Consider the following 15,030-nt stretch of genomic DNA (forward strand, 5'->3'; position numbering starts at 1 on the left):
GGCTAACGGTCCGGCGCGCGCCAGCGCCGGACCAGCCGCAGCACCAGTACGAAGAACACCGGCACGAAGACCAGCGCCAGGGTGGCGCTGAGCATGCCGCCGATCACCCCGGTGCCCACCGCCTGCTGGCTCGCCGAGCTGGCCCCGGTGGCCAGGGCCAGGGGCACCACGCCGAGGATGAAGGCCAGCGAGGTCATGACGATGGGTCGCAGGCGCAGGCGGGCGGCGCGGCAGGTGGCCTGGTGCAGGTCCATGCCTTCGTCGTGCAGACGCTTGGCGAATTCGATCAGCAGGATGGCGTTCTTCGCCGTGAGGCCGATCACCGTGATCAGGCCGACCTTGAAGAAGACGTCGTTGGGCATCCCCCTCAGGGTCACCGCCAGCACCGCGCCGAGTACCCCCAGGGGCACCACCAGCAGCACCGCGGTGGGAATCGACCAACTCTCGTAGAGCGCCGCCAGGCAGAGGAACACCACCAGCAGCGACAGGCCCAGCAGCAGGGGCGCCTGGCCGGCGGAGAGGCGTTCCTGCAGCGACAGCGCCGTCCACTCCAGGGCGAAGCCGCGCGGCAACTCGGCGGCCAGGCGCTCCAGTTCGGCCATGGCCTCGCCGGTAGTATGACCGGGCAGCGGTTCGCCGGCCAGGCTGATGGCCGGGTAGCCGTTGTAGCGCGACAACTGCGCCGGGCCCTGGGTCCAGTCGGCGCTGACGAAGGCGGACAGCGGCACCATGCCTCCGCGCTCGTTGCGTACCTCCAGGCGCAGCAGGTCGTCCACCTGGCTGCGGGTACCCAGGTCGGCCTGCACGATCACCTGCTGCATCCGGCCGCGATTGGGAAAGTCGTTGACGTAGCTGGAGCCCAGGGCCGTGCCCAGGGTCTCGCCGAGGGCGCTGAAACTTACTCCTAGCGCGGCGGCCTGGCGGCGATCCACCACCAGCTGCACCTGGGCGCTGTCGGCCAGGGCGGTCTCCCGCACGTAGGCGATGATCGGATTGCCCACCAGCCTGGCCTGCAACTCGTCCCGCGCGGCCTTGAGCGCCGCCTGGCCGCGATTGGACCTGTCCTGCAGGCGCACCTCGAAGCCGCTGGAGGTGCCCAGGCCTTCCACCGGCGGCGGCAGCACGGCGAAGCCCTGGGCCTCGCTCTCGCCCGCCAGGACGGTATTGGCCCGCTCGGCGATGGCCGCGGCGGAGTCGGCCGGGCCGCGGGCGGACCAGTCCTTGAGGGTGGTGAAGGCCAGGGCGGCGTTCTGGCCGCTGCCGGAAAAGCTGAAGCCGAGCAGCACGAGATCATTGGCCACCCCGGGTTCCGCGGCGTAATGGCGCTCCAGGCGCTCGAGCACCTTGAGGGTGCGCTCCTGGGTAGCGCCCGGCGGCAGCTGGATGTCGGTGATCAGATAGCCCTGGTCCTCGGTGGGCAGAAAGGCGCCGGGCAGGCGGCCATAGAGCGCCACCAGGGCCGCCAGCAGGACGGCGAACAGCAGGAGATTGGGCAGCAGTCGGCGGATGGCGCGGGCCACCCAGCCTTCGAAACCGCCGGTCAGGCGTTCGAAGCCCCGGTTGAAGGCGCCGAAGAAGCCGCCGCGGGCATGGGCGCCCTGGGGAATCGGCTTGAGCAGGGTGGCGCACAGCGCCGGGGTCAGGCTCAGGGCGAGAAAGGCGGAAAGCAGGATGGCCACCGCCATGGACGCCGAGAACTGGCGATAGATGACGCCCACCGAACCGCTCATGAAGGCCATGGGCACGAAGACCGCGGTCAGCACCAGGGTGATGCCGACGATGGCGCCGGAGATCTCGCCCATGGCCTTGCGCGTGGCGGCGCGCGGATCGAGTCCTTCCGTGGCCATGAGGCGCTCGACGTTCTCCACCACCACGATGGCGTCGTCCACCAGGATACCGATGGCCAGCACCATGCCGAACAGGGTCAGCACATTGATCGAATAGCCCAGCGCCAGGAGCACGGCGCAGGTGCCCAGCAGCGCCACCGGCACCACCAGGGTCGGGATCAGGGTGTAGCGCAGATTCTGCAGGAACAGGTACATCACCGCGAACACCAGCGCCATGGCCTCCAGCAGGGTGTGGATGACCTGGGTGATGGAGATCTCGACGAAGGGCGCCGTGTCGTAGGGGATGTCGTACTTCATCCCCGGCGGAAAGTACCGGGACAATTCGGCCAGCTTGGCGCGCACCGCCTTGGCGGTGGCCAGGGCATTGGCGGTGGGCGCCAGCTGCACGCCGACCGCCACCGAGGGCTTGCCGTCCAGCCGGGTGCCGAAGTTGTAGCTCTGGCTGCCCACCTCGACCCGGGCGACATCGCCCAGGGTCACGCTGGAGCCATCGGCCCCGGCGCGCAGCAGGATGCCGGCGAATTCGGCCGGGTCGCTGAGCTGGCCCTTGATCAGCACCGGCGCGGTCAGCTCCTGACCCACGGGGGCGGGCAATTCGCCGAGACTGCCGGCCGCCACCTGGACGTTCTGCTCGGCGATGGCGCGGGTCACGTCGGCCGGGGTCAGGCCGACCGCCACCAGGCGACTGGGATCGAGCCAGACGCGCAGGGCGTGCTCGGCGCCAAACAGCTGGGCCTTGCCCACCCCGTCCAGCCGGCGCAGTTCGTTGACCACGTTGCGCGCCAGGTAGTCGCTCAGGGCGGTGGTGTCGAGGCGCGCGTCGGTGGCGGTGAGGGTGACGAACAGCAGGTAGCCGGCGGAAGTCTCCTCGATCTGGATGCCCTGCTGGGTGACCGCCCGCGGCAGGCGCGGCTCCACCACCTTGAGGCGATTCTGGATGTCCACCTTGGCCAGCTCCGGATCGGTGCCGGGCTGGAAGGTCACGGTCAGGGTGGCGCTGCCCTGGCTGCTGCTGGACGAGAAGTAGAGCAGGTGATTGACGCCATTGAGTTCCTGCTCGACCAGGCTGACCACGCTCTCGTCCAGGGTCTGCGGCGAGGCGCCCGGATAGCTCAGGGTCAACTCGATCTGCGGCGGCGCCACGTTGGGATACTGGGCCACCGGCAACTGCGGCAGGGCCAGCAGGCCGGCGAGCAGGATGAACAGCGCCACCACCCAGGCGAACACCGGGCGGTCGATGAAGAAATTGGCCATCAGCGCGCCTCCGCCGGGGCGGCCTGGGGTTCTACCACCAGGCCCGGCTGCGCCTGTTGCAGGCCCGAGAGCAGTACCCGCTCACCAGCGGCCAGGCCGGATTCCACCACCCAGCGACCGTCCACCACCGGTCCCAGGCGCACCTCGCGCAGGGCGAGCCGGTCTTCGGCATCCACCACCCAGACCTGGGCCTGGCCGCCGGCGCTGCGCTGCACCGCCCGTTGCGCCACGCTCAGGCCCTGGTCGAGCCGTGCCTGCTCCAGGCGCACCCGCACGAAGCTGCCCGGCAGGAGTTCGCGCCGTGGATTGGGAAACTGGCTGCGCAGGGTGATCTGGCCGGTGCTGGCGTCCACCGCCAGATCGGCGAATAGCAGGCGGCCGCTCTCCGGGTAGGGGCTGCCGTCTTCCTGCAGCAGGGTGACCCGCGCCTGGTCCGGCGCCACCTGCTGCAGTCGGCCGTCGCTGAGGGCATCGCGCAGCGCCTTGAGCTGGCGGGTCGACTGGGTGACGTCGGCATGGATGGGGTCCAGCTGCTGGATGATCGCCAACGGCGTGGCATCGCCCTGGCCGACCAGGGCGCCTTCGCTGACCAGGGCCTTGCCGATGCGCCCGGCGATGGGCGCGGTGACCGTGGCATAGCCCAGATTCAGCCGCGCCCGCTTGAGCGCTGCCTGGGCGGCCGCCACCTCGGCCTGCGCCTGCAGACTGGCACCCTGGGCATCGTCCTGCGCCTGACGACTGATCGCCTCGCTCTCCACCAGTGCCGCATAGCGCTCGGCCAGGCGGCGGGCCTGGAAGGCGCTGGCCTCGGCCTTGCGCAGGGCGGCGGCGGCGCTGTCCACCTCGGCCTGCAGCGGCGCCGGATCGATACGGAACAGCACCGCGCCGGCCTTGACCTCGCTGCCCTCGTGAAACACCCGCTGCAGCACGATGCCGGCGACCCGCGCCCGTACCTCGGCGGTCCGCGGCGCCACCAGGCGGCCACTGAGTTCGCTGGCGATGGCCAGGGGCGAGGGGTGCAGCGTCTCCACCTGCACCCTGGGCGCGGGCGGGGTGGCGGCCTCCGGGGCCGGACGGTCGCAGGCGGCGAGCAGCAGGCAGAGCAGCGCGAGGCTGCCGAGGGCAGGGCGGGGCAGGGACATCGGGGCTTCCTCCAGGAGAGCGCCATGGTAGGCGTCCCGCTCGGGCCTCCCTGTAAACGTCTGTAGGTCTCTTGTGAAAGAGTGTTAAGCCCCGCGCCCGCCTGCCCGGGGCTCGGCTATGCTCGGCACTTTCCGCCATGAAGGCCTGCCGTGATCCCCTTGCTCATCGTCGAAGACGACACCGCCCTGGCCGAGCTCATCGCCACCTACCTGGGCCGTCAGGGCTATGCCGTGACGGTGATCGGTCGCGGCGACGAAGCCCTGGCCGCGGTGCAGCGCCTGCGCCCGCACCTGGTGGTGCTCGACGTCATGCTGCCGGGGCTGGACGGCCTGCAGGTCTGCCGTCAGCTGCGCGCCGCCCAGCCGAGCCTGCCGATCCTGATGCTCACGGCCCTGGACGACAGCCACGACCAGGTGCTGGGCCTGGAGATCGGCGCCGACGACTACGTCAGCAAGCCCTGCGAACCGCGGGTGCTGCTGGCGCGCATCCGCACCCTGCTGCGCCGCTGCCAGCTGGGTGAGGCACCCGCCGATGACCGCCTCACTATCGGCCAGCTGCGGCTGCTGCCGGGTGAACGCCAGGTCTGGTGGCGCGACCAGCTGGTGGAACTGTCCTCCACCGAATTCAACCTGCTGGCGATCCTCATGCGCCATGCCGGCGAGGTGCTCAGCCGCGACCAGCTGATCCAGCAATTGCGCGGCATCGAATTCAACGGCGTCGATCGCTCGGTGGACGTGGCCATCTCCAAGCTGCGCCGGCGCTTCGAAGAGCACCCCGGCGACGCCCGGCGGATCAAGACCGTCTGGGGCAAGGGCTATCTCCTTTCCCGCGCCGAGTGGGAATAGATGCTAAAGATCCTCGTCCGCCTCTACCTCATCCTGCTGGTGACCTATGGCGCCGCCAGCTACCTGGTGCCCGAGGCGCTGCTGCAGGTGTTCTACGAGCGCTACAGTCGCTACACCCTCGAGCAACTGCACGGCCCGCTCAGCCTGGTGCAGCGCACCTTCAACCAGGCGCCGCCGGCGCGCTGGCCAGCCCTGCAGAAGGAGTTGGCCGCGGAGCTGGCGCCCATCAGCCTGCGTCTGGTCCCGCTTGAGGATCCGGCCCTCACCCCGGAGGAGCGCGCCGACCTGGCCGCTGGCCAGCGGCGGGTACGCCTGGGCGACTATGGCGAACCCAGCGCGGCCCTGGTGCCGCTGCCGACGGCTCAGGTGCTCTGGGTCGGCATCCCCGAGGCGCCCACCGACATCGCCCTGACCTATTGGGCGATGAACGCCTTGATCGGCGCGGCCCTGCTGGTCTGCCTCTATGTCTGGCTGCGACCGCACTGGCGCGACCTGGAGCGGCTGCGGCGTACCGCGGCGCGGCTGGGCAAGGGCCATCTGGGCGAGCGCACGGCCATCTCGCCGCGCTCGGACATCGGCGAGGTGGCGCGGGCCTTCGATGACATGGCCCAGGAACTGGAGGCGCTGATCGTCCAGCAGCGCGACCTGCTCAACGCCGTCTCCCATGAATTGCGCACGCCGCTGTCACGCCTGGAATTCGGCCTGGCGCTGTTGCAGGCCGATCCGCTGCCCGCCGAGACCCACCGCCAGCTGGAACAACTGGTGCGCCACGTCCGCGAACTGGATGCCCTGGTCGACGAATTGCTGTCCTTTGCCCGCCTGCAGAGCAGCCAGCAGCCGCCCGAACGCCTGAGCCTGGAACTCGAAGCCTTTCTCGACAGCGTGCTGGCCGACTTCGCCGAAGAGCAGGAGCGCCGCGGCGTCGTGATGCACCTGGACCTGACGCAGGCGCCCAGACAGGTTGAACTGGCGCCACGCCTCACCGCCCGCGCCCTGCAGAATCTCGTCGGCAACGCCCTGCGTTATTGCCAGCGCGAGGTCTGGGTAGCGGTCCGTGGCGACGGCGACGCGTTGCTGATCGCCGTCGAGGATGACGGCGAGGGGATTCCCGCGGCGGAGCGCGAGCGGGTTTTCGAACCCTTCTATCGCCTGGATCGCAGTCGCGACCGCGCCACCGGCGGCTTCGGCCTGGGCCTGGCCATCAGCCGGCGCGCGGTGGAAAACCAGGGTGGCCGGCTGGACCTGAGCGCCGGTGCCCAGGGTGGCGCTCGATTCGAGATCCGCCTGCCATTGCCGCCGCGCCTGGGGCTCGCCTGAGGCCGCCGTGGCCCCTACACTTGGCGCCCCCGCCCGTTTCGGAATCGTCATGGCAGAGCCCTTCGACCGCCACTCGCTGCAACCCCTGCTCGACCGTATCGCCGCCGCCGCGCCGCGCCATTTCGGCGAAGGCGAGGTGGCCGACTACATCCCGGCGCTGGCCGAGGTGGCGCCGGATCAGTTCGGCATTGCCGTCTGCGACGTCAAGGGCCAGGTCTGGCGCGCCGGGGCGGCCGACACGGCCTTTTCCATCCAGTCCATCTCCAAGGTGCTCAACCTGGTGATCGCCATGCAGCGCCTGGACGAGGCGGATATCTGGACCCGCGTCGGCCGCGAGCCTTCCGGCCATGCCTTCAATTCCATGGCCCAGCTGGAAGAAGAGAAGGGCGTGCCGCGCAATCCCTTCATCAACGCCGGCGCCGTGCAGGTCTGCGAATTGCTGGTGTCGCGCATCATGTCGATCCACTGGATGATGCGCGAACAGGCGCGCCGTCTGGCCGGCAATCCGACGCTCAACTTCGACGACCGCGTGGCCCGCTCGGAGATGGACCACAAGGCGCGCAACGCCGCCCTGGCCTATCTGATGAAGGCCTACGGCAATCTGCACAGCGAGGTCGATGACGTCCTCGACGTCTATTTCCACGGCTGCGCCCTGGCCATGAGCTGCGTCGACGTGGCTCGCGCCTTCGCCTTTCTCGCCAACGGCGGCATCAATCCCCAGGATGGCCAGGTCGTGGTGACGCCCCAGCAGACCCGCCAGCTCAATGCGCTGCTGCTGACCTGCGGCCTCTATGACGCGGCCGGCGACTTCGCCTGGCGCGTCGGCCTGCCGGGCAAGAGCGGGGTAGGGGGCGGCATCGTCGCCATCGTGCCGGGACAGATGAGCATCTGCGTCTGGTCGCCCCGGCTGGACAGCTACGGCAACTCGGTGGCCGGCCTGCGTTCTCTAGAGACCCTGGTGGAAGGGCTGGGCGTGGCGCCGCTCGGCTAGTAGGCCATGGACAGGCTGAGGGTCACCTGGGGCACCACGCCGTCGGTCTCGCCCTCCGGACCGCTCAACTCGCGCAGGGCGCCGTCGCGATAGAGCGCCAGGGCTTCGGCGCGAGCGCTCCAGTGCGTCTCGCCCCAGCGAAAGGGCTGCTCCAGCGCCAGCCCGGTGCGGGCATAGAGGCGATCGCCGGAATCCGGTCCATAGAAGCCGTTCCACCCCACCCCCAGGGCGCTGGGGAAACTCAGGCGCAGGCCACTGGCCGAGAGGTCCAATCCGGGTTCCAGGCTGCCCTGGGTGTAGAGACCGCTGTCACCCTGGGTGCGGGTGGTCACCGCCAGTCCCGGACGCCAGGCACCCAGGCCCGACTCGGCCTGGTAGGCCAGGGTCAGGCTGGCCTCTTGCGTGGTGGCGGCGACATCGTTTGGGCTGCTCTTGACCGTGTAGACGAAGCCGACCCTCAGGCCCTCGGCTGGTGACACCACCACGCCCAGCAGGTTGTTGCTCTCGTACCAGCGCCGCGGGCTGACCCGTTCCTCGCTGGAGGGGCTGTGCAAGCCGTTGCTGCTGCTGAACACCAGCCAGGCATCGGCACTGCCGTCGCTTCCCTGGTGCAGATCCAGGGCGAAGCCCGCCTGCAGGTGCAAGGGGACGCGGTCGAGGCTGGCCGCGTCGTCATCGTAGTTGCCGCGGGAAAAGTCGCCGTTGCGCACGTCCATGCCCAGTTGCGGATGGAAGCGCCCGGAGTTTTCGCTGACCTCCACGCTGCCCAGGGCGGCGTCTTCGCTTTCGATGGACGGCACGCTGCGCGGCGCGGCGGTGGCCTCCAGGGCCAGACAGCCCGCCAGCAGACCGGCGCAACGCAGGGACGAGGGGCGCGACATGGCGACTCCGGGATGCGCGGGGCGCTCCGGGTGAGGCGCCATGGGGCATCGGACCAGGCCGCCGCCGAGCGGGTTCCAGGCCCTAGAGTACCGGCGAAAACACCCGCGCTACCCGCATGGCCACCCGCCGCCAGCGGCGCAGGGCGGCATTGTCCTCGGGGGTGAGTTCGCGGGAGCGACTGAAGTCCTGCTCCAGCATCTTGCGCACCTCCCAGGCGAAGGGGACGTCCATCACCATCACCATGACCTCGAAGTTGAGGCGGAAGGAACGGTTGTCCAGGTTGGCGCTGCCCACCGCGGCCACGTCCTCGTCGATCAGCACCACCTTCTGGTGCAGGAAGCCCGGGCCGTAGCGGAACACCCGCACCCCGGCATGCACCGCTTCGAAGGCATAGAGGTAGGAGGCGGCATAGACCACCTTGTGGTCGGGTCGCGAGGGCAGCAGGATGCGCACGTCCACCCCGCGCAGGGCGGCCAGGCGCAGGGCCGCCGAAACGGCTTCGTCAGGGATGAAGTAGGGCGTGGTGATCCAGACGCGGTGGCGCGCCGAGTGGATGGCCTCGACAAAGAACAGCGAGCAGGTCTCCTGATCGTCCGCCGGCCCGCTGGGCACCACCTGGCAGAGCACGCCCCCCTCTTCGTAGCGTTCCGGCAGCAGCAGGGTGGGCAGCTTTCTGGTCACCCAGTACCAGTCCTGGGCAAAGGTTTCCTGCAGGGTGGCCAGGGCCGGACCGCGTAATTCCAGGTGGGTGTCGCGCCAGGGCGCCAGGGGCGGCTTGAGGCCCATGTATTCGTCGCCGACGTTGAGCCCGCCGGTAAAGCCCACCTCGCCATCGACGATGACGATCTTGCGGTGGTTGCGGAAGTTGACCTGGAACCTGTTGATCAGCCCGCGACGGTTGCTGAAGCCCTTCACCTCGCAACCGGCTTCGCGCAGCTTTTCCACATAGGCGCGCGGCAGGGCATGGCTGCCGATGGCGTCGTACAGCAGAAAGACCTGGACTCCGGCGCGGGCGCGGTCCAGCAGGGTGTTCTGCAGGGCCAGGCCGAGGGCGTCGTCGTGGATGATGAAGAACTGCACCAGCACCACCTTCTGCGCCCCGCGGATGGCCGCGAGGATGGCGGCGAAAGTCTCCTCGCCGTTGATCAGCAGCCGCACCTGGTTGTTGGCAACGCAGGGCGTGCCGGTGAGGGCGGTCATGGCCTTGAGCTTGCGATTGGCCGCGCTGCACTGCTGGGCGGCCATGGCCTCGGCGATCCAGGGCCGCCAGTCCAGTTCGGCGGCCTGGCGCGCCATCTCCTCGTCGGCCTGGCGCCGCGCCCTCACGTAGCTGTCGAAGCGCCGCCGGCCAAAGACCAGGTAGGGAATCAGGCTGAGGAAGGGCATGAACACCAGCGCCATGGCCCAGGCCATGGCGCCCTGGGCGGTACGCACCGTAATGATGGCGTGGATCGCCGCGCTGATGCCGATCAGTTCGAGGACCAGGGCGATGTAGTGGAGATCGAGGGGCAGGGAAGGCACGCGGGCAGCTCTCGCTCCTGGGTGGATGTCAGAGGGGTTGGACCGCCCTGAGCACCACGAATTTCGGCGTGGCCGCGATCTGTTCGACACGCCTGAACAGCCGCTTGAGCTTGACGTGATAACCCAGGTGGCGATTGCCCACCAGCCAGAGTTCGCCCTGCTCGGTCAGCGCCGCCCGCGCCTGCTGGAACATGCGCCAGGCGAGGAAGTCGCCCACCACCTGCTGCTGGTGAAAGGGCGGATTGCACAGGATCAGCTCCAGCGACCGCGGCGGCTGGTCGGCCAGGCCATCGGCCGCGCGGATCGCCACCGGTCGCTCGCCGAAGGCCGCGCTCCAGTTCTCGCGCGCCGACTGCACCGCCATGTAGGACTCGTCCACCAGGGTGAATTGCGCCTCCGGATTGGCCAGGGCGCAGGCCAGCGCCAGCACGCCGTTGCCGCAACCGAGATCGGCCACCCGGGCCTGGCCCAGGCCCTGGGGCAGGTGTGGCAGGAAGGCACGGGTGCCGATGTCCAGGCCCTCGCGGCAGAAGACGTTGGCATGGTTGACCAGGGTCAGTGGCGGCGCATCCAGGCGATAGCGACTCGGGTAGGGCGAGGCCACCGCCGGTCGCGCCTCGTGCGTGGCGAAGAGCAGCCGCGCCTTCTTTACCGCCAGCGAAGCCTGCACCGGGCCGATATGCCGCTCCAGCAGGTCGCCGGCGGCGCGGGGCAGGTGCTTGAGCATGCCGGCGGCGATCACCCGGGCACCCGGCGCCAGCTGGCCATGCAGGCGGATCAGCTGCTCTTCCAGCAACGCCAGGGTCTTGGGCACCCGCACCAGCACCAGATCGAAGGGACCGCTGATCGCCTCGCTGGCCGGGACGAAGGTCACCGCCTCGGCGGCGAGGCCGTTGCGCGCCAGGTTGGCCGCCAGCGCCAGGGCCGCCAGGTGCGAGTCGCCACTGGAGGTCACCTGGGCATGAGCGGCGAGACTGGCGGCCAGGGCGCCGAAGCCGTCGTTGAGCACCAGCACCCGGGCGGATGGCGCCAGGCCGTCCTCGGCGACCTGCTGCAGCAGGTACTCGTCGGCGGCGTCGAAGGCCTGCAGGGGATCGTCGCGGCGCGGGGGCTGACGGTCGAGTTCGAGGGTGGCGAAGGGCGAGACGAGAGAAGGCATGGTTTCTGTCGGTGTTTATCGGCGGCTCACTGCGGGACAATGGCGCCAAGCAATCGGGAAAAAGAGGCCAGTATGACCGCCACCGAAGACAAGTTCACCCGCGAGACGATCACCGCCGTCTGGCCCTGGAGCGACAACCTCTTCAGCCTGAGGACCACCCGCGATCCGCGCTATCGCTTTCGCGCCGGCCAGTTCGCCCGGCTGGGCGTGCGCAAGGCCGATGGCGACATCGTCTGGCGGGCCTACTCCATGGTCTCGGCGCCCCACGACGACTTCCTCGAATTCTTTTCCATCGTGGTGCCGGGTGGCGCCTTCACCAGCGAACTGAGCCGCCTGCGCGAGGGCGACGAACTGCTGGTGGAAAAGCAGCCCTATGGCTATCTCACCCTGGAGCGCTTCGGCGGCGGTCGCGATCTCTGGCTGCTGGCCACCGGCACGGGCCTCGCGCCCTTCCTGTCGATGCTGCAGGAACCCGATACCTGGGAGCGCTTCGAGCGCATCGTGCTGGTCTACAGCGTGCGCGAAGCCCGCGATCTGGCCTACCAGGAGGTCATCCGCGGTTACGGCGAGGTGGAGCACCTCGAAGGCCTCACCGACCGCCTGGTCTATGTCCCCGTGGTCACCCGCGAGGATCACCCCGGCGCCCTGCGTGGCCGCATCACCACCCTGATCGAGAACGGCGAGCTGGAACGTGCCGCCGGCGTCGAACTCTCGCCCGAGCACTCGCGCATCCTCATCTGCGGCAATCCGGAGATGGTCGACGACACCCGCCAGCTGCTCAAGACCCGCGATCTACAGCTGGCCCTGAGTCGCCGACCCGGGCAGGTGGCGGTGGAAAACTACTGGTAACAGGGGCCACCACCGGCGTCTTTACGTTTTCTTCACAATTGGAAAAGGTTGGGCCTTTAGCTTTGGCCCCACCTTGCTCTAGGATCGGAATTTCCAAGGCTACTTTCCGAGTCCCGATGAGCAGTGACAGATCCGAGCCGCCCCCGGCCCCCAGGCCAGGTGCGGCTGACACCCCCTACCGTCTTTCTTCCTCCGCGGCCGTTCGGCCCTCTATCGCGGAGGCATCCCGCTAATGGAATGGATCGCCGATCCCACCGCCTGGTTGGGACTCCTCACCCTGATCGTCCTGGAAATCGTCCTGGGCATCGACAACCTGGTGTTCATCGCCATCCTCGCCGACAAGCTGCCGCCCGCGCAGCGTGACAAGGCACGGGTAATCGGCCTGTCGCTGGCGCTGATCATGCGTCTGGGCCTCTTGGCCAGCATCTCCTGGATGGTGACCCTCACCGAGCCGCTGTTCGAGGTCTTCGGCAAGGCCTTCTCCGGCCGTGACCTCATCATGCTGTTCGGCGGTATCTTCCTGCTGTTCAAGGCCACCACCGAGTTGCACGAACGCATCGAGGGCCACACCCACAAGACCGGTGGCAATCGCGCCTACGCGGCCTTCTGGCCGGTGGTCGCGCAGATCGTGGTGCTTGACGCCGTGTTCTCGCTGGACGCCGTCATCACCGCGGTGGGCATGGTCGAGCACCTGAGCGTGATGATGATCGCCGTGATCATCTCCATCGGCCTGATGCTGGTGGCGAGCAAGCCGCTGACCGCCTTCGTCAACGCCCACCCCACGGTGATCATGCTGTGTCTGGGCTTCCTGATGATGATCGGTCTGAGCCTGACCGCCGAAGGCCTGGGCTTCCACATTCCCAAGGGCTACCTCTATGCCGCCATCGGCTTCTCGATCCTCATCGAGCTGGCCAACCAGGTGGTGCGCTGGAAGCGCAAGCGCCAGTTGCACGAGCGGCTCGGCATGCGCGAGCGGACCTCCCAGGCCGTGCTGCGGCTGCTGGGCGGTCGCCTGCGCGAAGACGAGGTGGACGAGGACATCGCCGAGCTGATGGAAGGCGAGAAGGGCGAAGGACCGGTCTTCGATCGCCGCGAGCGCCTGATGATCAGCGGCGTGCTGCAACTGGGCGAGCGCCCGGTGCGCACGGTGATGACCGCCCGCGCCGACGTCGACATCCTCGATGCCGACGCCGCCCCGGAACGGCTGCGCGAGCAATTGCTGGCCTCGGCCCACTCGCGCCTGCCTCTGGTGGTCAACGGCAACATCGACGAACCCCTGGGCTATGTGCACAAGAAGGAGCTGTTCGCTGACATCCTGCAAGGCCAGTCGCCGGATCTGCGTGCCCGGGTGCGCACCCCCATCCACCTGCCGGCCCAGGCCACGGTACTGGGCGCTCTGGAACAGCTGCGCGCCGCCTCGACCCACGTGGCCTTCGTGGTCAATGAATTCGGTGGTTTCGAAGGCCTGTTGACCCTGACCGACATCCTCGAGGCCATCGCCGGCGAATTGCCGGACGCCAGCGAGGAGAGCCTGCCGGAACTGGAAAAGGTGGAGAACGGCTATCGCGCCAGCGGCGGCCTGAATCTGCATCCCCTGGCCCAGCGCACCGGTTTCCAGATCGCCGAAAACGAGGACTACCAGACCCTTGGCGGCCTGGTGGTGGACCTGCTGGGACGCCTGCCGGTGGCCGGTGATCGCCTGGAATACCAGGGCTGGCAGTTGACCGTGGAATCGGTCAAGGATCGGCGGATCGGCTGGATCCGCCTGGAGCGGCCCGCCTCCTAGCGAGGCGGGCGTTCTGTAAGCCTGTTCAAAGGCTGCGAGCTAGAGTCAAACAAGGCGAAAATGGCTGAGGAAGCGGAGTTTACAAGTGGTAAATGAGCATTCCGAAGCCATTTTCAACGCAGGTTGGCCGACGCGCAGCCGCCTTTGAAAGGCTTACAGCGGGTTGACCGGCGGTTCCTGCTTCACCACGGGAACCTCGGTCGCCTTGCTGTTCTGCTCCTTCAGCAGGTCGCGGATCTCGGTCAGCAGCACCTGGTCCTTGGTCGGACCGGCCGGGGCGGCATCCTGGTGCAGGCGCAGGCGGTTGAGCACCTTGATCGCCATGAAGATGGCGAAGGCGATGATCACGAAGTCGAAGATGGTCTGCAGGAACTTGCCGTAGGACATGACCACGGCTGGCTGGTCACCCACGGCGGCCCTCAGGGTGATCGCCAGTTGCGAGAAATCCACACCCCCCAGCAACAGACCCAGCGGCGGCGTGATGATGTCGGCCACGAAGGACGACACGATCTTGCCGAAAGCCGCGCCCAGGATGATGCCGACCGCCAGGTCGACCACGTTGCCTCTCATGGCGAATTTCTTGAACTCGGCAATGATGCTCATGCTGCACTCCTTTGGATGGTTTCGAAGAGACGATAGACGATTGTGCTCGCTTCGCTCGGGTTTGGAACCCTGCTAACGGTCTCCAGGTTCCCCGGAAGCGGCAAATCGCCGCGCGATCGGCAACTGGTCGCGGCTGTCGCACTTTGTCGAAGGGGCCGGGTCCACCCTTGTACGCCGAGGGCAGCAACCCTCGCGACCTCCACCTCTCGTCCCCAAGGAGCCCCTGATGGTTGCCAAACACGACCTGCACAAAGACTTTCCCGAGTACGCCGAGCAGCTGGACAGCCGTCCGCAGACCGATGCGGCCTTCGCCAAGCTGCTGGAAGACTACGCCAAGCTCGACCAGCAGATCCTCGATCTGGAGGAAGTGGAAGAATCCAGTGGCGACGAGGAACTGGGTCGCCTGCGCCGCGAGCGCGTCCTGCTCAAGGACAAGATCGCTCAGCAGCTGAAATACCCGTCCTAGCCGTACCGGGCTCGACCGGCAGCGTCGAGCCCTGCCTGGCGCGATTGGCAAGAGCCGCTGGCGTTGCCATCATGGCCTCCCAGGAGAGGAGCCGATGACCGACGAAGTGGCGATGTACCAGCAGTGGCACCTGTGGATCACCGAGGCGGCCGTGGAAGCCCAGCGCCGTCGCGTGCAGCTCGAATTCGCCGAATACAGCCGGTTGCTGGCCGACCTGCAACTGCTCGAACAGCAGCGCTGGCAACAGGCGTTGCCCGTCTGGTTGCGTGGCGAGGCGGAAATGGTGTCGACGCTCAAGCACTAGCGGCTGATCGGCGAACCCCCTGCAGAGCCTGATGACAGCGCGATGAACGACCAGCGGTGCCCG

13 protein-coding genes are annotated in these 15,030 nt (G+C 68.3%); 7 read left to right on the plus strand and 6 right to left on the minus strand.

The genetic code is table 11. From position 1 onward, the window contains the following. Positions 1-2: 2 nt before the first annotated feature. Both PSEK12I1_RS0122240 and PSEK12I1_RS0122245 read right to left on the minus strand, forming a co-directional pair. Positions 3-3,101, minus strand: a complete 3,099-nt coding sequence (locus PSEK12I1_RS0122240; protein ID WP_027602962.1) for a multidrug efflux RND transporter permease subunit — start codon at positions 3,099-3,101, stop codon at positions 3-5. Further along, positions 3,101-4,243 (minus strand): efflux RND transporter periplasmic adaptor subunit, encoded by a 1,143-nt coding sequence (locus PSEK12I1_RS0122245; protein WP_027602963.1) that lies wholly within the window; start codon positions 4,241-4,243, stop codon positions 3,101-3,103. The genes PSEK12I1_RS0122240 and PSEK12I1_RS0122245 overlap by 1 nt, the downstream gene beginning before the upstream one ends. 150 nt (positions 4,244-4,393) lie before the next feature. On the opposite strand from PSEK12I1_RS0122245, the gene PSEK12I1_RS0122250 reads away from it, so the two are divergent. The 3 genes from PSEK12I1_RS0122250 (at position 4,394) to glsB (ending at position 7,397) form a co-directional block, all read left to right on the plus strand. Beyond that, the gene (locus PSEK12I1_RS0122250) at positions 4,394-5,089 is read left to right on the plus strand and encodes a response regulator transcription factor (RefSeq protein WP_081737461.1); all 696 of its coding nucleotides are present in this window, start codon (positions 4,394-4,396) and stop codon (positions 5,087-5,089) included. Then, positions 5,090-6,406: an ATP-binding protein gene (locus PSEK12I1_RS0122255; RefSeq protein WP_027602965.1), complete on the plus strand. Its 1,317-nt coding sequence runs from the start codon at positions 5,090-5,092 to the stop codon at positions 6,404-6,406. A 76-nt stretch (positions 6,407-6,482) separates the two neighbouring features. Continuing rightward, a complete protein-coding gene (gene glsB / locus PSEK12I1_RS0122260) occupies positions 6,483-7,397 on the plus strand; it encodes a glutaminase B (protein WP_197027409.1) in 915 nt (304 codons plus the stop codon). Here the strand turns inward: glsB and PSEK12I1_RS0122265 are convergent. The 3 genes from PSEK12I1_RS0122265 to PSEK12I1_RS0122275 all read right to left on the minus strand — a co-directional run bounded on the left by PSEK12I1_RS0122265 (position 7,394) and on the right by PSEK12I1_RS0122275 (position 10,959). Then, positions 7,394-8,278 carry a hypothetical protein gene (locus PSEK12I1_RS0122265; RefSeq protein WP_027602967.1) on the minus strand — a complete coding sequence of 295 codons (885 nt, stop codon included), beginning with the start codon at positions 8,276-8,278 and terminating at the stop codon, positions 7,394-7,396. The two genes, glsB and PSEK12I1_RS0122265, sit on opposite strands and share 4 nt — an antisense overlap. An 82-nt stretch (positions 8,279-8,360) precedes the next feature. Continuing rightward, entirely contained in the window at positions 8,361-9,800 is a 1,440-nt protein-coding gene (gene cls, locus PSEK12I1_RS0122270) for a cardiolipin synthase (protein ID WP_027602968.1), read from the minus strand. A gap of 28 nt (positions 9,801-9,828) precedes the next feature. Beyond that, positions 9,829-10,959, minus strand: coding sequence for a class I SAM-dependent methyltransferase (locus PSEK12I1_RS0122275; RefSeq protein WP_027602969.1), 1,131 nt, complete (start codon positions 10,957-10,959; stop codon positions 9,829-9,831). Positions 10,960-11,031: 72 nt separating this feature from the next. On the opposite strand from PSEK12I1_RS0122275, the gene PSEK12I1_RS0122280 reads away from it, so the two are divergent. After that, on the plus strand, positions 11,032-11,808 hold the full coding sequence (locus PSEK12I1_RS0122280; protein WP_027598461.1) for a ferredoxin--NADP reductase: 777 nt from the start codon (positions 11,032-11,034) through the stop codon (positions 11,806-11,808). Between the two features lie 232 nt (positions 11,809-12,040). Continuing rightward, entirely contained in the window at positions 12,041-13,594 is a 1,554-nt protein-coding gene (locus PSEK12I1_RS0122285; protein WP_027598462.1) for a TerC family protein, read from the plus strand. 153 nt (positions 13,595-13,747) lie between these two features. Here the strand turns inward: PSEK12I1_RS0122285 and mscL are convergent, their stop codons facing one another. Continuing rightward, a complete protein-coding gene (mscL, locus tag PSEK12I1_RS24055; RefSeq protein ID WP_042136748.1) occupies positions 13,748-14,197 on the minus strand; it encodes a large-conductance mechanosensitive channel protein MscL in 450 nt (149 codons plus the stop codon). 226 nt (positions 14,198-14,423) lie between these two features. Between mscL and PSEK12I1_RS0122295 the strand changes: the two genes are divergently transcribed. Continuing rightward, entirely contained in the window at positions 14,424-14,663 is a 240-nt protein-coding gene (locus PSEK12I1_RS0122295) for a YdcH family protein (protein WP_007162691.1), read from the plus strand. Positions 14,664-14,757: 94 nt separating this feature from the next. After that, entirely contained in the window at positions 14,758-14,967 is a 210-nt protein-coding gene (locus tag PSEK12I1_RS0122300) for a hypothetical protein (RefSeq protein ID WP_007162690.1), read from the plus strand. Positions 14,968-15,030 lie beyond the last annotated feature (63 nt).

The organism is Pseudomonas sp. MOIL14HWK12:I1, assembly GCF_000510705.1.
GTDB lineage: Bacteria > Pseudomonadota > Gammaproteobacteria > Pseudomonadales > Pseudomonadaceae > Chryseomonas > Chryseomonas oryzihabitans.